Origin of the sequence: Paraburkholderia sp. PGU19 (genome assembly GCF_013426915.1) — a bacterium.
Lineage (GTDB): Bacteria > Pseudomonadota > Gammaproteobacteria > Burkholderiales > Burkholderiaceae > Paraburkholderia.
In genome coordinates, this window is the sequence record NZ_AP023179.1 from 391,834 (window position 1) to 409,296 (window position 17,463).

15 protein-coding genes are annotated in these 17,463 nt (G+C 62.0%); 4 read left to right on the top strand and 11 right to left on the bottom strand.

Annotated features, from left to right (window positions below; genetic code table 11):
• Positions 1 to 4: 4 nt before the first annotated feature.
• Positions 5 to 3,127 (bottom strand): excinuclease ABC subunit UvrA, encoded by a 3,123-nt coding sequence (gene uvrA, locus H1204_RS01765; protein WP_180729557.1) that lies wholly within the window; start codon positions 3,125 to 3,127, stop codon positions 5 to 7.
• 283 nt (positions 3,128 to 3,410) lie between these two features.
• Between uvrA and H1204_RS01770 the strand changes: the two genes are divergently transcribed.
• Together H1204_RS01770 and H1204_RS01775 are read left to right on the top strand one after the other, a co-directional pair.
• Positions 3,411 to 4,598: an MFS transporter gene (locus H1204_RS01770; protein WP_180729558.1), complete on the top strand. Its 1,188-nt coding sequence runs from the start codon at positions 3,411 to 3,413 to the stop codon at positions 4,596 to 4,598.
• 138 nt (positions 4,599 to 4,736) lie between these two features.
• Positions 4,737 to 5,276, top strand: a complete 540-nt coding sequence (locus H1204_RS01775) for a single-stranded DNA-binding protein (protein ID WP_180729559.1) — start codon at positions 4,737 to 4,739, stop codon at positions 5,274 to 5,276.
• 133 nt (positions 5,277 to 5,409) lie between these two features.
• Here H1204_RS01775 and H1204_RS01780 read toward each other — a convergent pair whose 3' ends face one another.
• Positions 5,410 to 6,153 carry an SDR family oxidoreductase gene (locus tag H1204_RS01780; protein WP_180729560.1) on the bottom strand — a complete coding sequence of 248 codons (744 nt, stop codon included), beginning with the start codon at positions 6,151 to 6,153 and terminating at the stop codon, positions 5,410 to 5,412.
• Between the two features lie 135 nt (positions 6,154 to 6,288).
• Here H1204_RS01780 and H1204_RS01785 point away from each other — a divergent pair, with 135 nt between their 5' ends.
• Positions 6,289 to 7,194 (top strand): LysR family transcriptional regulator, encoded by a 906-nt coding sequence (locus H1204_RS01785; RefSeq protein WP_180729561.1) that lies wholly within the window; start codon positions 6,289 to 6,291, stop codon positions 7,192 to 7,194.
• An 18-nt stretch (positions 7,195 to 7,212) separates the two neighbouring features.
• Here H1204_RS01785 and H1204_RS01790 read toward each other — a convergent pair whose 3' ends face one another.
• Positions 7,213 to 8,037, bottom strand: a complete 825-nt coding sequence (locus H1204_RS01790) for a hypothetical protein (RefSeq protein WP_180729562.1) — start codon at positions 8,035 to 8,037, stop codon at positions 7,213 to 7,215.
• Between the two features lie 335 nt (positions 8,038 to 8,372).
• On the opposite strand from H1204_RS01790, the gene H1204_RS01795 reads away from it, so the two are divergent.
• Positions 8,373 to 10,022: a methyl-accepting chemotaxis protein gene (locus H1204_RS01795; protein WP_180729563.1), complete on the top strand. Its 1,650-nt coding sequence runs from the start codon at positions 8,373 to 8,375 to the stop codon at positions 10,020 to 10,022.
• 393 nt (positions 10,023 to 10,415) lie between these two features.
• Here H1204_RS01795 and H1204_RS01800 read toward each other — a convergent pair whose 3' ends face one another.
• From H1204_RS01800 to H1204_RS01835, 8 genes are all read right to left on the bottom strand, one after another.
• Complete coding sequence (locus H1204_RS01800) at positions 10,416 to 11,033, bottom strand: type VI secretion system amidase effector protein Tae4 (protein ID WP_180729564.1); 618 nt, start codon at positions 11,031 to 11,033, stop codon at positions 10,416 to 10,418.
• The gene (locus tag H1204_RS01805) at positions 11,033 to 11,569 is read right to left on the bottom strand and encodes a PAAR domain-containing protein (RefSeq protein ID WP_180729565.1); all 537 of its coding nucleotides are present in this window, start codon (positions 11,567 to 11,569) and stop codon (positions 11,033 to 11,035) included. The genes H1204_RS01800 and H1204_RS01805 overlap by 1 nt, the downstream gene beginning before the upstream one ends.
• Positions 11,570 to 11,938: 369 nt before the next feature.
• Complete coding sequence (locus H1204_RS01810; protein WP_180729566.1) at positions 11,939 to 12,751, bottom strand: c-type cytochrome; 813 nt, start codon at positions 12,749 to 12,751, stop codon at positions 11,939 to 11,941.
• Positions 12,748 to 14,373 carry a b(o/a)3-type cytochrome-c oxidase subunit 1 gene (locus tag H1204_RS01815; protein WP_180729567.1) on the bottom strand — a complete coding sequence of 542 codons (1,626 nt, stop codon included), beginning with the start codon at positions 14,371 to 14,373 and terminating at the stop codon, positions 12,748 to 12,750. The genes H1204_RS01810 and H1204_RS01815 overlap by 4 nt, the downstream gene beginning before the upstream one ends.
• Positions 14,360 to 14,932: a cytochrome C oxidase subunit II gene (locus H1204_RS01820; protein ID WP_180729568.1), complete on the bottom strand. Its 573-nt coding sequence runs from the start codon at positions 14,930 to 14,932 to the stop codon at positions 14,360 to 14,362. The genes H1204_RS01815 and H1204_RS01820 overlap by 14 nt, the downstream gene beginning before the upstream one ends.
• A gap of 2 nt (positions 14,933 to 14,934) precedes the next feature.
• Positions 14,935 to 15,117 carry a hypothetical protein gene (locus H1204_RS01825; RefSeq protein ID WP_180729569.1) on the bottom strand — a complete coding sequence of 61 codons (183 nt, stop codon included), beginning with the start codon at positions 15,115 to 15,117 and terminating at the stop codon, positions 14,935 to 14,937.
• A 42-nt stretch (positions 15,118 to 15,159) separates the two neighbouring features.
• The gene (locus H1204_RS01830) at positions 15,160 to 16,515 is read right to left on the bottom strand and encodes a cytochrome c (RefSeq protein ID WP_180729570.1); all 1,356 of its coding nucleotides are present in this window, start codon (positions 16,513 to 16,515) and stop codon (positions 15,160 to 15,162) included.
• Positions 16,512 to 17,225 carry a c-type cytochrome gene (locus H1204_RS01835; RefSeq protein ID WP_180729571.1) on the bottom strand — a complete coding sequence of 238 codons (714 nt, stop codon included), beginning with the start codon at positions 17,223 to 17,225 and terminating at the stop codon, positions 16,512 to 16,514. The genes H1204_RS01830 and H1204_RS01835 overlap by 4 nt, the downstream gene beginning before the upstream one ends.
• Positions 17,226 to 17,463: the final 238 nt, after the last annotated feature.

Consider the following 17,463-nt stretch of genomic DNA (forward strand, 5'->3'; position numbering starts at 1 on the left):
AACCTCAGGTTTTGACGCTCGGCTTACCGGCCTTCGCCGGTGCCTTGCCCGTTGCTCTTGCTGTTCCTGCCGCTGGTTTCGCTGTCGATTTCGATGCTGGTTTCGGGGCGTCTGCGGCAACGGCCTTTTTCGACCTTGCCGGTTTTACGGCCGGTTTCGCCGATTCTGCAGCGCCTTCGATGACAGTTGCCTCCGCTTCGTCGTCAGATTCTTCGCTGTCCACCTGCTTCGCATAGTCCGCGCCTGCTGCCGCTTCGTCTGCCGCCTTGTCGCGCTGCAGCAGCGGCGCGAGATACCGTCCGGTAAAACTTGCCTTCGACTTCGCAATCTGCTCCGGCGTGCCTTGCGCGATGATCTGACCGCCGCCGGCGCCGCCTTCGGGACCGAGATCGATGACCCAGTCGGCAGTTTTTATCACATCGAGATTATGCTCGATGATGACCACGGTATTTCCTTGATCGCGCAACCGATGGATCACTTCGAGCAACAGCGCGATATCGTGGAAGTGCAAACCCGTAGTCGGCTCGTCGAGGATATACAGTGTGCGACCCGTATCGCGCTTGCTCAGTTCCAGCGACAGCTTCACGCGCTGCGCCTCACCGCCCGACAGCGTGGTCGCCGACTGGCCAAGACGGATATAGCCGAGACCCACGTCCAGCAACGTTTTCAGCTTGCGCGCGACGACGGGCACCGCCTTGAAAAAGTCGTACGCGTGCTCGACTGTCATCTCCAGCACTTCGCTGATGTTCTTGCCCTTGTACTGGATATCGAGCGTTTCACGGTTGTAGCGCTTGCCGTGGCAGACGTCGCACGGCACGTACACGTCGGGCAGGAAGTGCATTTCGACTTTCAGCACGCCGTCGCCCTGGCACGATTCGCAGCGCCCGCCCTTCACGTTGAATGAGAAGCGGCCCGGATCGTAGCCGCGTTCTTTCGCGGCGGGGACGCCCGCGAACAGTTCGCGGATCGGCGTAAAGAGACCCGTGTACGTGGCAGGATTCGAGCGCGGCGTGCGGCCGATTGGCGACTGGTCGACGTTGATGACCTTATCGAAATGCTCGAGACCTTCGATCGCCTCGAACGGCGACGGCTCGGCCGATGAACCATACAGGTGCTGCGCGACGGCGTGATACAGCGTGTCGTTGATCAGCGTCGACTTGCCCGAGCCCGACACGCCCGTCACGCAGGTCAGAAGGCCGACGGGCAGATCGAGCGTCACGTGTCGCAGGTTGTTGCCGTATGCCTCGACGATACGCAGATGGCGCTCGTCGGGCTGTTTGCGGTCGTCGGGGAATTCGATGCGCCGCGCGCCCGCGAGATACTGGCCCGTCATCGACGCGGGATCTGCCTGCACTTCGTCAGGTGTGCCTTCGGCGATCACCATGCCGCCGTGCTCGCCCGCGCCCGGCCCCATATCGACGACGTAGTCGGCCATACGGATCATGTCTTCGTCGTGCTCGACGACGATCACCGAATTGCCGAGATCGCGCAGATGCTTGAGCGTCGAGATAAGGCGGTCGTTGTCGCGCTGATGCAGGCCGATGGACGGTTCGTCGAGCACGTACATGACGCCCGTCAGCCCCGAGCCGATCTGCGACGCGAGCCGGATGCGCTGCGCCTCGCCGCCCGACAGCGTTTCGGCGCTGCGTTCGAGCGACAGATAATCGAGCCCGACGTTGTTCAGGAACATCAGACGCGCGACGATTTCCTTGATGACCTTGTCGGCGATTTCGCGCTTCGAGCCTTCGAGCCGCAGCGTCTGAAAATAGCCGAGCGTGTCGCGCAGCGGCCAGCCGCTGACTTCGAAGATGCCGCGCGCGTCGCTATCCGCGCCGATGCGCACGAAACGCGCTTCGCGGCGCAAACGCGTGCCTTCGCATGAAGGACACGCCTGGTTGTTCTGATACTTCGCCAGTTCCTCGCGCACCGCGACGGAATCCGTCTCGCGATAACGCCGCTCCAGATTCGGAATGATCCCTTCGAACACGTGCTCGCGCACCGACGTGCGGCCGCGCTCGTTGATGTACGAGAACGGCACCGTCTGCTTGCCCGAGCCGTACAGCAGGATATTGCGCACGTTTTCCGGCAGATCTTCGAACGCGGTGTCGATGTCGAATTCAAAGAATGCCGCGAGGCTTTGCAGCATCTGGAAGTAAAACTGGTTGCGCCGGTCCCAGCCCTTCACGGCGCCCGCCGCGAGCGACAGCGACGGATGCGCGACCACCCGCTTCGGATCGAAGAACGTGATCTGGCCGAGGCCGTCGCACTCCGGGCACGCGCCCATCGGATTGTTGAACGAAAAGAGGCGCGGCTCCAGTTCCTGCAAAGAGTACGAGCAGATCGGACAGGCGAACTTCGAGCTGAACAGATGCTCTTTGTCGGTGTCCATTTCGAGCGCGATCGCGCGGCCGTCGGCGAGGCGCAGCGCGGTTTCGAACGATTCCGCGAGACGCTGCTTCGCGTCGGCGCGCACCTTCAGACGGTCGACGACGACGTCGATCGTGTGCTTGTCGTTCTTTTTCAGCTGCGGCAGCGAGTCGACTTCGTAGATTTTCGCGACGCCTTCGTTCGCCGTGCCGCCGCCCGAGCGCACGCGAAAACGGATAAAGCCCTGCGCCTGCATGTCTTCGAACAGCTCGGTGTGCTCGCCCTTGCGGTTCGCGACGACGGGCGCGAGGATCATCAACCGCGTGTCTTCAGGCAGCGCGAGCGCGGCGTCGACCATCTGCGAGACGCTTTGCGCCTCCAGCGGAATTTCGTGGTCCGGGCAGTAAGGCGTGCCGACGCGTGCGTAAAGAAGTCGCAGGTAGTCGTGGATTTCGGTGACCGTGCCCACTGTCGAGCGCGGGTTGTGCGAAGTCGCTTTCTGCTCGATCGAAATGGCGGGCGACAGACCTTCGATCAGATCGACGTCCGGTTTTTCCATCAATTGCAGGAATTGCCGGGCGTACGCGGACAGGCTCTCCACATAGCGGCGCTGGCCTTCGGCGTAGAGCGTGTCGAAGGCGAGCGACGATTTGCCCGAGCCGGACAAGCCGGTAATCACGACCAGCTTGTGACGCGGCAAGTCGAGATTGACGTTCTTCAGGTTGTGGGTCCGAGCCCCACGGATACGGATTTGTTCCATGAACCGGCGGGAAGAGGAGAAGGCTAAACCTGCTACTATAACGACTTTTCCAGACCGCCGTTACGGCTTCCTGACAGCGCGCAAACGGCGTGCTGACAAAGACGAAAGCGTCGTTTTTTCGCGGTTCAGCGTTGTGGGGAATGGCTCGTAGGTAAGGGCGATTTCCGCCTTCTGCAAGCGCCAGGCACCCGTTGTAAGCTCGGTCAGCGTCGGAGACTGCGCGTGCGTCGTGCATGCGGGCTACCACGCGATTCGCTGTCCGTTCATTCAATAATCGTTCCCGATGTCCAATCCGTCCGCCACCTCCACACGCATGAGCGCGCCCGAGTTGCGCGCGACCGTGTCGCTTGCTGCGATCTTCGCGCTGCGCATGCTGGGTCTCTTCATGATCATGCCCGTCTTCTCGATCTACGCGAAGACGATTCCGGGCGGCGACAACGTGTTGCTGGTCGGCATCGCGCTTGGCGCGTACGGCGTGACGCAGTCGCTGCTGTATATCTTCTACGGCTGGGTTTCCGACATGATCGGCCGCAAGCCGGTCATCGCGATGGGCCTGCTGATCTTCGCGCTCGGCAGCTTCGTTGCCGCGTTCGCGCACGATATGACGTGGATCATCGTCGGCCGCGTGATCCAGGGGATGGGCGCGGTGTCGTCGGCGGTGATCGCGTTCATCGCGGATTTGACGGCGGAAGAGCATCGCACCAAGGCCATGGCGATGGTGGGCGGCTCGATCGGGGTGTCGTTTGCGGTGGCGATCGTCGGCGCGCCGATCGTGTTCCACTACCTCGGCATGAGCGGGCTGTTCACGCTGGTCGGCATTTTCTCGATTCTCGCGATCGGCGTCGTGCTGTGGATCGTGCCCGATGCGCCGAAGCCCGTGCATGTGCCCGCGCCGTTCCACGAAGTCCTGCACAACAAGGAACTGCTGCGTCTGAACTTCGGCGTGCTGGTGCTGCACGCGACGCAGACGGCGCTGTTTCTCGTGGTGCCACGCATTCTGGAAGCGGGCGGCCTGCCCGTCGCGTCACACTGGAAGATTTACCTGCCCGTGATGGGCCTTGCGTTCGTGATGATGGTCCCCGCAATTATCGCGGCGGAAAAGCGCGGCAAGATGAAGGCCGTGCTGCTGGGTGCGATTGGTCTTATCCTGATCGGACAGTTACTTCTCGGCATCGCACCGCATACCATTCTGACTGTGGCAGCGATTCTGTTCGTCTACTTCCTCGGCTTCAATATTCTCGAGGCTTCGCAGCCTTCGCTGGTGTCGAAGCTGGCGCCGGGGACCCGCAAGGGCGCGGCGGCGGGCGTGTACAACACCACGCAGTCGATCGGCCTTGCAATGGGCGGCGTGATCGGCGGCTGGCTTTTGAAAGTCGATGGACAGAGCGCCGTGTTTTTTGCATGCTCAGGGCTTGTCGCTTGCTGGCTTATAATCGCGGCCAGCATGAAACAGCCGCCACGCAAGGCATAAAGCTTTTACGGCACGAATTTACAAGGCGGCGGTCAATCGGGGCGCAGCGGCGCGCTTTCCGTTCACTGACACAGGCGGCTGGGGCGCGAAGCGCCATCGGCGCCGCGTCGCCTGCAACGGAATCAACAGGAGAAACTCATGGCATCCGTGAACAAGGTCATTCTCGTCGGCAATCTGGGTGCCGATCCGGAAGTCCGTTATCTTCCGAGCGGCGACGCAGTGGCGAACATTCGCCTTGCCACGACCGACCGCTACAAAGACAAGCAATCGGGCGAATTCAAGGAAATGACGGAATGGCACCGCATTTCGTTCTTCGGGCGCCTGGCTGAAATTGTGTCGGAATACCTGAAGAAAGGCTCGGCGGTGTATATCGAAGGCCGCATCCGCACGCGCAAGTATCAGGCGCAGGACGGCACCGACCGTTACTCGACGGAAATCGTCGCTGAACAGATGCAGATGCTCGGCGGCCGTGGCGGTGCGGGCGGCGGCGGTGGCGATGACGGCGGCTATAGCCGTGGCGAATCGATGGAGCGCGGCGGTGGCGGCGGCGGCCGCATGTCGGGCGGTGGCGGCGGTGGTGCTGGCCGTGTGTCGGGCGGCGGTGGCGGCGGTCAGAGCCGTCCGAGCGCGCCGGCCGGCGGCGGGTTCGATGAGATGGACGACGATATTCCGTTCTAGAACCGTCCCAGACCGCAAGCGTCGACGAACGAACACAAAAACACCCCGCTCCCGAGCGGGGTGTTTTTTTACATGCCGACGTTTCGGCCGAATCGCAAACGCAAATTAGGCGTAAAGCGCCAGGCGCCGGGCTTCAAGCCACTCCGCCATTCGCCCGCAGAATCTGCCCATTCACCCAAGCCCCATCCGTCCCCGCGAGAAACGCGACCACTGAAGCAATATCCTCCGGCTGTCCCAGGCGCTGCAGCGGCGGCATCTTCGCGAACGCCTGAATCTGCTCGTCCGTCTTGCCGTCGAGGAACAGCGACGTCGCCACGGGCCCCGGCGCCACGGCATTGACGGTGATGTTCCGCCCGCGCAATTCCTTCGCGAACACATGCGTGAACGATTCGACGGCCGCCTTGGTCGCGTTGTAGATCGCGTAACCCGGCATGTTCAGCGCAAGCGTCGTGCTCGAAAAGTTGACGATGCGTCCGCCGTTGTTCATCCGCGTCGCTGCTTCGCGCAGCGTGTTGAACGTGCCGCGGACGTTGATATCGAAGGTCTGCGCGAAGAGCGCGTCGCTGGTTTCGGCGAGCGGCACCGTTTTCAGGATGCCCGCGTTGTTGACGAGCACGTCGACCTTGCCGAGCTGCTGTTCCGTCGCTTCGAACATGCGGCGCACGTCGTCGGCGTTCGAGACGTCCGCTTTCACCGCAATCGCCGCTGCGCCCTGCGCCTTCAGTTCGGCGACGAGCGTATCCGCTTCCTTCGAACTTGCCGCATAGTTCACGACGACTGCAAAACCGTCGCTGGCGAGCCGCCGCGCGATTGCCGCGCCGATACCCCGCGATGCGCCCGTGACGATCGCAACCTGTGCATTCTTGACGTTGTTCATGATCCGATTCCTTGAAGTGGTGAGTGCGTGAGAAGGATGATCGGATATCTCGGTGCAGAGATAATCAGCCGAAAGTTGTTATCATCATTCCATTCACTTCAACAATGACGCGGAAGCCAGCCGCCGCGTACCGCCATGGACCGTTTTCAGGAAATGCAGGTGTTCGTCCGCATCGCCGAGCGGCAGAGCTTCACGCGTGCCGCCGATGATCTGCAGATTCCGCGCGCCACAGTCACGAACCTGATGAAGCGGATGGAGCAACGGCTCGGCGCGCGGCTGCTCGAACGCACGACTCGCACCGTGCGCCTCACGCACGACGGCGAAGCGTACTACCGCCGCTGCGTACGTCTGCTCGCGGACATGGAGGAAGCGGAAGGTTCGTTTCGCGACGCCGCGCCAAAAGGTCTGCTGCGCGCGAATCTGCAAGGCACGCTCGCGCGCCACTTCATCGTGCCCGCGCTGCCGGATTTTCTCGCGCGCTATCCGGGCATCGAGTTGCATATCGGCGAAGACGACCGCCTGGTCGATCTGGTGCGCGAGGGTGTCGATTGCGTGCTGCGCGCGGGGAATCTGCAGGATTCGTCGATGGTCGGTCGGCGCGTCGCGCGGCTCGAACAGGTAACGGTCGCGAGTCCCGCGTATCTGGAACGGCACGGCGTGCCCGACGATCTCGCCGCGCTCACCACGCATCGCGCCGTCAATTACATATCGAGCGCGACGGGCAACGCGCTGCCGCTCGAATTCACCGTCGATGAACGCATCGTCGAGGTGAATCTCGAGGCGGTCGTTTCCGTGACGGGCACCGATCTGTACACGGGTGCGTCCGTCGCTGGGCTCGGTCTCGTGCAGGTGCCGCGCTATCGCGTGGAGAGCGAACTCGCCGCGGGCCGCCTCGTCGTCGTGCTGCCGCAGTTTCCGCCGCCGCCGATGCCCGTCACCGTGCTCTATCCGCAAAGCCGTCAGTTGTCGTCACGCGTGCGGGTGTTCGCGCAATGGCTGCGCGAGATCTTCGACGCGGCGGGCGGGTTGAAGGTCGGCTGAAGGTCGGTCGATAACCGGCTAATGGTCGTCGGAGGGGCGCGCCAAAGCGCGGTCGAGATGCGCGAGCGCATCGCGCATCGGCACGCTGGAGGACACGATCGGGCCCGTCAGCGGCGTGTCGAGATCGACGATCACATACACGGCCGATGCAATCGACACCGCACCCAGCATGATCATCACGAACGCCAGCGCATTGCGAGGCGCGACAATGCCGAAGCATAGAAAGATGATCATCAGCCAGAAGGTGAGCGTGGTGAGAAAGGGCTTCGAGATCGAGCTATGCGCTTGTTCGATCAACGTCCAGCGCGCCTGGATTACGCGCTCAAAACGCGCGATGCATTCGGCCTGCGTGTGCTGCTGGTAGCTGTCGATGGGCTGCAGCTTGCGCACTGCGACGAACGATTCGTTCAGCATTTCGCCGAGCCCGATGTCTTCGAGCTTGTCGTGGCTCAGATCGCTCTTGAACCTTGGATAGTCGCCCGACGGCGGGTCCTCCCCGGGCCACGTCGCGGCGATCGCCGCCGCCGTGTACGAGCGCAGCAGCTTGCGCGGGTATTGCGCATCGGGACCGTACTGGCGCAGCGCCATGTCGAGCTGGATCAGCTCGGCGGCATAAGAGCGGAAGTCGTTGCCGACGGTGTCGAAGCTGCTTTTCGCGGAGGCCGTGAGCAAGCCCAGCACCAGCGCCGCGAACGTCACGAGCATCGTCATCACGAGCTGGATCAGCTGAAGCGTCTCGTGCCTGCGATGCTCTTCAGGCAGATATGCCTTGCCGAAAAAGCCGACTCCTGTTCCCGCCAGAAGCAGGGCGAACACCAAGAGCGCTGACAAGATCTCTTGCATGAGCATGGTCCGCGTAGCCGTCGCTTCGCTACTGTCCAACAACTTCGAAGCGCGGGCAAGTGTCGATCGGAATTGTTAAATCACGTACGCCAAACCCAAATAGCGAGAAGAAATATTTAGCAAGACGACGCATGTCTATGCGCCAGATCAATTTGCGAGCGTTTCGGCCGAAAGCGACCTGACAGGCCATAAAGTTTTCCTCGGATCAGCCGTAACTGAAAATGTGGTGCGTTTGCTTAATTTAATCGGGTTGCGGACCTTGCCTATTGGCCTGGGCGCAGCAAGCCTGCCGTGGAACCGGAATTCCCGTCAGGCGGCCATAGGAGACATGCTTCATGTTGAAAGGTCTTTCGATTCGCGCATACCTTACGTTAATGGTCGTGCTGTTCGGCGTGGTATTGCTGATCGGCGCGGCGCCGGGGCTGTTATCGCTGCGTGAGAGCAATGCGTCGCTGCAACAGATGTACACCGTCGACACGCCCGCCGTGGCGGATCTCGAAGGCAGCGCTGGCCAACTGCTGCGCCTGCGTCTCGCGCTGGCAACCTATTCTTCGCTGATCGAACTGAACGATCAGGAAGGCGCCGACGCGGTGCTGAAGCGTTTCGATACGTACCAGAAGGTGTCGAACGAACGCCTCGCGCATTACATCAGCAAGGCCAGCAACGACGCCGACGAACAGCGTCTTATCAAGGACATGCAGGACAAGCGCGATGCGTTCCTGCACGAAGGCGCCGAACCGGCGCTCGCCGCGCTCAAGTCCGGCGACAAGGCGGCCTTCCAGCAACTTCAGGCGCACAAGCTGTCGCCGCTCTACAGCGCTTATGAAAAGGCGATGCTGACGCTCGAAAAGCTACAGCTCGATCACGCCGAGCAACGTTACCAGGAAGCACAGCAACTCTTCTACACGATCAGTGTCGCGGTCGCGATCGGCATGGCGGCTACGCTGATCTTCGCGTGGCTTGGACGCATGATGATGGTTCGCGCAATCGTGCACCCCGTCGATGCCACCATCGAGCAGTTCCAGCGCATCGCGAACGGCGATCTGACGGGCCGCATCGACAACGTTAGCGACAACGAAATGGGACGTCTCGCGGCGGCGCTGCGCAAGATGCAAGAGTCGCTGATCGCGACGGTGAACACCGTGCGTCACGGTACCGATTCGATCGATACGGGCGTGAGCGAAATCGCTGCGGGCAATACGAACCTGTCGCAACGTACGGAAGAGCAGGCCGCGTCGCTCGAAGAAACGGCGGCGAGCATCGAGGAGCTGACGTCGACCGTCAAGCAGACGGCCGATAACGCCAAGCAGGCCAGCTCGCTCGCGCAGGGCGCATCGACGCTCGCGGCACAGGGCGGCGATCTCACGCAGCAGGTGGTCGGCACGATGCAGAAGATCGTCGACGACTCGCGGCGTATTGCGGATATCGTCGGTGTGATCGAAGGCATCGCGTTCCAGACCAACATTCTCGCGTTGAACGCCGCCGTCGAGGCGGCGCGCGCAGGCGAGCAAGGCCGCGGCTTTGCGGTGGTGGCGAGCGAAGTGCGCTCGCTTGCGCAGCGTAGCGCGGCAGCGGCGAAGGAGATCAAAGGTCTGATCGGCGAATCGAACGGGCGCGTGACGGCGGGTGCGGATCTCGTGCAGCGCTCAGGCTCGACGATGACGGACATCGTCGATGCAATCGCGCGTGTCAGCGCGATCATGAGCGAGATCGCCGAGGCCGCGACCGAGCAGAGCACGGGCATCGATCAGGTGAATCTCGCCGTCGCGCAGATGGACGAAGTGACGCAGCAGAACGCAGCGCTCGTCGAGCAGGCGGCGGCAGCGGCAAGTTCGCTCGAAGAGCAGGCGCGCCGGCTGACGACAGCGGTGGCCGTGTTCAGGACGGATAGCGGGCAGGCGTCGTCGTCGCGGGGTGCTGCGCGCCGGGTTGCGACGCAGAAGCAAGGAGTGGCGTTGCAGATGGAGGCGGTGGAAGCGGGTTAATCCGAAGCGCCGTTCATACCTCATGCCTTGCGTGATTGACGTTGGCGATCGCGGCCGAAGTGCGCGCGACTGATATTCGTGGGCATCGAAAGCCGATCCACGTCAAATGAAATAGCCGCGCTGGAGCGCGGCTATTTCGCTTTCAAGATTCAAATTTCAGATGTGAAAGACGCGCATTGCGACGAACGTCGAAAGCCAATGCACGACGTAAGGCGAACTCGGCAAACACTTGAGTCGTGATAGGGCAAGTGTCTAATCCGCCCCCGCACTCACCAGCGCGCGGGATACATGGTCGGGCATACGCGTCACACAACCGGGTATCGATTGAGGACCATGCAAGGACACTAAGCAAGCCTACGAAAGCAAACCCCAAGGTCCCGAGGAATCGGTGCATTATTTGATTTCCCAAAACAGAATCTGCTTCGCGTTCCGAAGGTCGGACCAGCCGAAATCCGTTCCGGGAAAGAACGACTGTCCGCCAAAATAGCGGCTAATCGTTGCAACGGCATCCGGCGCGCTGCTGATTGTCAGGCGTGCTCCATTCCAGAGGTCGATGTGGCCACCGCTTGCATTAGAAGTCGTTTCACCCGCGCGCGTCCAATAACGCGAGAACTGAACGATACCCGTGCGGCCCTTCACCTTCGATTCCCAATCTGAGCCAGTTATATCTTCGGCCTTTGGAAGTCCCGCAAACGGCTGCAACTTCAGCCATTCCCCCAATTCGTCGGCGCGAGTCGCTGTGGCTTTGCCGTCGAGGATAATCCGCCCGATTGATGGTTGATCCGACAGGGGCCTGACTAGTTTTTCCGAAAACGACTTCATCTCGATGCCGACACGATGAAACATCACGCTCATGCGAATTGCGCACTGATCCGTGCACGCCGAATTGTCGTATAGATTTCCCGATGGATAGTTGTCCCGCAACTCCTGGAAGGTGAGCACGCGTAGCTGCACGTCCTTGATGGAACCCGGAGTGGAATTCGTTCTGACGATGGTTCTGCTGTTCGGCATTATTCAATTCCTTGTTCTCTGGCCAACGCTTCGTCGCCCCAATAGATGTGATAGACCGCCTCAGTGTTGGTCGCAACGCGTGGCATGTCGCCACCTTCGGTGACGCAGCCCGAGAAAGTTCTCCCGTCTGCCGTTTCGATGAAGTAAGGGTAGAAATCGAGCGCCATGCGGGCGACGGCATGAACCTGTTCGTCACAGATCGTCGAGCTTGTTGATATGAACGAGGCATTGCCCGTCGTCGTTGCATCGGCTTCGCTCGTGTGCAAAAGCGAGGAAGCCCCGCTGGCAAGTACACGGTTTTTTCCACATGGACACAGCACTCGGTCCATGTGCTTTACCATCGGCTTCCCGTTTTCCATCCAGTCTCGAGCGCTCCCCAAGATGGGAAACAGTCCGTTGCAATTCCCGCATGTTGCCAGGTCGTGGTAAAGAGAAAATGCCTGACCGCTGTCTGCGTACCATGTTGACGATCCGCCCATGACGCGGCCTTGGGTCGTCGTCATGTCGCCTTTTGCCACGAGTCTCGACGTTGTCATGCGACCTCCCGAGATTCCCGGCGGGTATCGGTGAAGGCACTGAGTCTCGGATCAACGAGAATAATTTTCTTGTACTTGTTTCTACGCATCGATTTGTCTCCACGTAAGCCAAATAACCACGGATGAACTGGCCTAACGAGGATAACCGGCACGTGCCCCTGACTATGTAAAAGAGAGTCAAGGGTTTGGACTCGACATCAAGTTGACGCACACGAATGTGGCGGGCATGAATTCCCGTCAGTCCGGCGAAGTAGTGTTGGCTATGCCTTGAGATCGCGCCGCCGTGCATTCGGGCGCTACGTGTAAAAACGCAAAACGGCGGTGCAAGCCTTCACGCTTGCACCGCCGTTTCTCTTTCGACGTCACGCTTTAAGGCTGCCTTTCAGCGTAATACTTCGCGACCCCGTCGATCTCCTCCGGCGTCATGTTGCGCGCGACGTTGCGCATCTGTTCGTTGATGTCGTTATGCCGGTCGCCATTAGCGAACGCGCGTAGTTGCGCCGCCATATACACAGACGACTGCCCGCCCAGCCACGGCGCGGCGCCCTTGCGATCGCGGTCGCCGTGACAGGCCGCGCAAGGCGCGATGTTGCGCATCGGCGAGCCTTCGTTGACGAACTTGCGGATGGTCGCGTCTTCGGCCGTGGCCTGTTCGACGGCGGCGGGGCGTGGCAGCGTCGAATAGTAATTCGCGAGGTCGTGCAGATCGCGATCGTTCAGACGCGCGATGATCGGCGGCATGATCGCGTTCGCCCGCTGGCCGCTCTGATAGTCGCGCAACTGCTTGTAGACCACGTCCGCATATTGCCCCGCGAGCACGGGCGCCGTCACCTGAATCACGCTTTCGACGCCATGACACATCGAGCAGTTCTGCGCGAGCGTAGCGCCACGGCCGATCGATTCGGCGCTGGGACGCGTGCGTCCCCACGGCGGCAGAGGCGGCAGCACGAGCACGTTGCTCGGCGCGGGGCCGGCGATGTTGTTGCTTTGCGTGAACCAGCTTGACGGCGCGCCCGCTGCGCTGCAGATCGTCGCCCATAAGCCGCGCTGCGTGAAGTCGGGATGCTTCGACGGCAGCCAGATAAAGCCGATCAGCATCGCCACGATGGCGATCACGATCACGCCGCCGACGCTCGACGTGAACCATCGGTTGCTGAAGCTGAAGACGCGTTCTTCGCTCATGATCGCGCTCCCACCGATACGGCCGGCACGGAAGTCTGCTGCAAGCCGAGCAGTTGCGCGATGGGCACGCTGTAGTTGACGATCGTCAGGCCGATCATCAGCGCGACCCACAGGCCGAAGCTGTTCAACGCGGCGGGCACGCGCTCGACGGGATGCACGGGCGCGCTGAAGCGGAACTGCTTCGGCTGCTCGATCGCGCCGAACTGCGCCTTCGCGAGAATGTAAAGAAACAGGAACCCGGAGATCACCAGAATCAGGCCACCGAACGCCGACACGGCGACCCAGACCGCTTGCGGCGCGATCGCGGGATTGCTGTAGTCGTAGTAAGCCATGCGGCGCGGTGCGCCCAGCAAACCGACGTAATGCCACGGCAGCGTCACCACCATCATGCCGATGAACCACAGCCACAACTGCCAGCGGATCAGGCGCAGCGAGCCGATCGCGCGGCCTGTCAGTTGCGGCCACAACTCATACGCGATCGCGAAGTACATGATGACGATCGCGCCGCCGAAGATCAGATGGAAGTGCCCCGTGACCCACTGCGTGTTGTGGATGGTTTCGTTCAGCTGATAGCTCATGTTGATGAGCCCGCCCGCGCCGCCGAAGCCGAGCATGATGAACGAGAACGCGATGACGAGCATCATCGGGTTGTCCCACGGCAGCGCTTTCAGCCAGCCGAATGCGCCCTTGCCGCCGCGCAGCCGCCCGGCGATTTCCACCGATGCGCAGATCGTGAACACGGTGAGCAGCGTCGGCACCGACACCATGCCCGTGAACACCGCGTGCACGAACTTGAAGCCCGCGCCGACCTGCGGATCGGCGAACAGGTGGTGAATGCCAATCGGCATCGCGAACACAAGGAACAGGATGAACGACACCCGCGCCATCGAATCGCTGTAGAGCCTGCCGCCAATCGCGCGCGGCACCAGCGTGTAGTACGCGATATACGACGGCACCAGCCAGAAATAGACGATCGCGTGCAGCGTCCACGAGAACAGCACGCGTGCGAGGCCGGCGTCGATGGTCGATTTCAGGCCGAGCGCGACGGGCAGAATCTGGAACAGGATTTCGAGCGCGGCGCCCACGGCGGTCCACGCCCACAGGTACGCGCCCGCTACGTTGGCGTACATCGCTAGCGGCACGGGTTTCCCGGGATTTGCGCGCTTCCAGACGTGCAGGTTGACGCCCATCAGCGCGACCCAGATCCACGAGCCGACCACCACGAGCACGACGCCGAGGTAATAGAACGGGCTGCCGATCATCGGCGGATAGAAGGTGAAGAGCACCGACGCCTGGCCAGCCGCAACGGGCACCATCGCCATCACCGCGCCGACCACGAGCAGGATGAATCCGGCCCACGCCCACTTCAGGCCGACGAGCACCTGTTGCAGCGCCAGTTCGACGATCGCGTAGCCGAAGCCCATTGCGACGAGCGTGGGCAGCACGTAGGCCATGACGGTGCCGTGCGCCGTCACCGAGCGGTAGTACAACTCCGGTTCACCGATCCACGGGTGCAGCGGACTGCGCACGAGCATCTGCCATGCGCCGAGCAGCAGCGCGATTCCGAACGCGATGAACGCGAGCCAGAAGTGCGCGAGAACGAGTCGCTTAGCGTGAAACACAGCTGAGCCTCCGATGTTGTTTTGCCTGTTCGAAGAAGGCAGCTTTGTCGATTACCTTCACGTGCGCCCACATCGTCTGATGGCCGAAGCCGCAGAACTCGTGGCAGGGCATCAGGTGATCGGCGGGTTTGTCGAAGGAGGAGGAAAACGTCGCGACGTAGCCCGGTACGACCATCGTGTTGATGTTCGTATCCGTGACGAGCAGGCCATGCACGACGTCGGCGCTCGTCGTGCGGAAGGTGATGTCGGTGCCGGCGGGCACCAGCAGGCATTGCGGCGTGAACGAGTATTGCTGCGCGATGAAGCGCACGACGACCGTACCGTCGGGATCGACGCCTGTGCCCAGATTGCTTTCGACGAATTCCCCCGACATCTGCAGACGCGACGGGTCGATGGTTTCGACGCGCGAGGGTGGCATCATCGCGTAGTGCAGCCCTGAGTACACGACGACCACGAGCATGAACAGGACGATCGCGATGACGAAGTACGCCCAGCGCTTTTCGGAGCGCTCGGCGACGCCATGGCCGCTATCCGGGGAATGTGAGGGTTGGGTCGACATGATCAGTGAATGACGCCGCGCGGCACAAATACGAGAAAGTAGAAGCCGATCCAGATCGCCAGCACCACCACGGCCGCGACGCCCGCGACGGCAATCGCGCCGTGCGGACCTTGCGCGACGATGCGTTCGACTTCGTCGTCGGGAGCGTTGCCGTAGTGGTCGCCGGAGTGATCGTTAGGGTCCATCTGCCATATCTCCGAGGACAAGGTTTATGCGAGTGAGGTGGGCTAGTGCAAGGGCGCCTTGCGCAGTTCATTGACCTGCTTCGCCGTCACGGGCTGGCCGTGATTACCCCACGCGGTGCGGATGTACGTGACGACGGCGGCAAGATCGTTGTCGTTCAGTTCTTGCGCGAACGGCGGCATGCCGTACGGCTCGGGGTTGCGCCGCGTGCCTGGCGGAAAGCCGCCGTTGAGCACGATACGGATCGGGTTGACGGCAGAGTCCATTTCGATCGACTGGTTGCGCGCGAGCGGCGGATAGTGCTGCAGATGGCCTTCGCCGTGCTCGCCGTGGCACGTCGCGCATTTCGCCATATAGATACGCTGGCCGTTTTCGAAGATGGCGGGCTTCACGGTCGCCGACGGGCCGGTCTTGCGGCCGGGGTCGTTGTCGGGCAGTGTCTTCAGATAAACGGCCATCGCCTTCACGTCGTCGTCGGTCATGTATTGCAGGCTGTGATACGTGACTTCGGCCATCGGGCCATACACCGCGCCTCGATCCGAGATGCCAGCTTGCAACAGGTCGACGATGTCCTTGATGCTCCAGTCGCCGAGACCGCCGTCCTTGTCGGAAGTGAGCGACGGCGCGTACCAGTTCTGCACGGGGATCAGGCCGCCCGCGAACTGCTCGCTCTTCGACGAGCCGCCGAGCAGGTTGATCTTCGTGTGGCACATCGAGCAGTGGCCGAGCCCTTCCACGAGATACGCGCCGCGGTTCCATTCGACCGAGCGGCTCGGGTTCGGCTGGAACTCGCCTTCGCGGAAATAAAGCGAGCGCCAGCCGATCAGCAACTCGCGCTGGTTGAACGGAAAGCGCAACTCCTGCTTGTGGTTCGGCTGATGCACGGGTTCCACCGACTTCAGATACGCGAAGATCGCGTCGGAGTCTTCACGCGTGACCTTGGTGTAGGCCGCAATCGGCATGGCCGGATAGATCAGCTTGCCGTCCGGGCTCTTGCCCGTGCGCAACATCTTGAAGAACTCGTCGGCCGTCCACTTGCCGATGCCGTATTCGTTGTCGGGGCTGATGTTCGGCGTATAGAGCGTGCCGAACGGCGTCTCCATCGCGAGGCCGCCGCCGAACGTCTTGCCGCGCGGCGCCGTGTGGCACGCCACGCAGTCGCCCGCGCGAGCGAGGTACTCGCCGCGCTTGACGATCTCGGGGCGCGTGTCCGGGCCAGCAGGCGCCGTGGCCTCTGCTGCATGCGCGGCGGCGACGAGCGGCGAACGCGGCGCGAGCGCGACGAGCGTGAACATGGCGCCCACGGCGAGCGACACGGTGATGCGGCGCGCGACACGCGCGGCGCGTGGCAGGCGATACACGGAGCTGATCGACACGGAGCTAAAGGAGAGAGTCTTCATTCCGGTTGGCTCCCACATACGAGCGGCAGCTTGCCGGGCAATCGCGATACGGGACGCGGATCGGCGGGACGTGGCTGGCGCGCGAGCCAGCTCGATACGGCGGTGATGTCCTTGTCGCTCAGCTTCACGGCGATGGTGTGCATGCAGTCAGGCGCGAGTGCGTGACGCGTGCCCGATCGCCAGGTGCCCATCTGCCCGGCGATATAGCTCGCATGCAGACCGAGCAGACCGGGGATGCCCGGTTGCTGACCCGTCAACCGCTCGCCGTGACAGGCGGCGCATGCCGGAATGCCGCGCTTCGTGTCGCCTTGCATCACGAGCTGCTTGCCGTAGTCGAGCGTCGCTTGCGGCACCGGGTTGGTGTCGGGATTCGGATACGGCGGCTGCAGATCCGCGAAGTACTGGCTGATCTTGCGCAGGTACTCGTCGGGGAGAAACGCGAGCAGATAACCCATTGGCGGATAGGTGCGGCCGCCGTCGCGAAACGCCGTCAACTGGTTGAACAGATACTCGGCGGGCTTGCCCGCGATACGCGGAAAGTAATCGTTGTTGCGCCCTTGGCCCTGCGCGCCGTGACAGGTCGTGCAGGCATGCATTTTCTCGTCCATCGCCGATGGTGCGGGTGCGTCGTTCGACGCCGCGAATGACGTCCGCGCGCAAAGGGCGCACAGCAGCAAAAGGATCGAAGAGCCGATGGTTCTGCGATGCACGACTGGCCTCGTAGGGAAATAGGGTTTGTAGGTATCGTTGTGTTGCACCCTTGGGAAGAGACGCATTGCGCTCTTCTCTTTTGCTTCTCTACCGCGGCCGCATCAGCGACCCATGACACGCGAATGACTACTGCTCTTGTATACGCGATGCGCGGCGCCGACAGTCTAGTCAAGTCCGCACAAGCATGCAGATGAGGGTACGGATTGACGCGCGCACGCTTCGCGCTTGCCGTCCAAC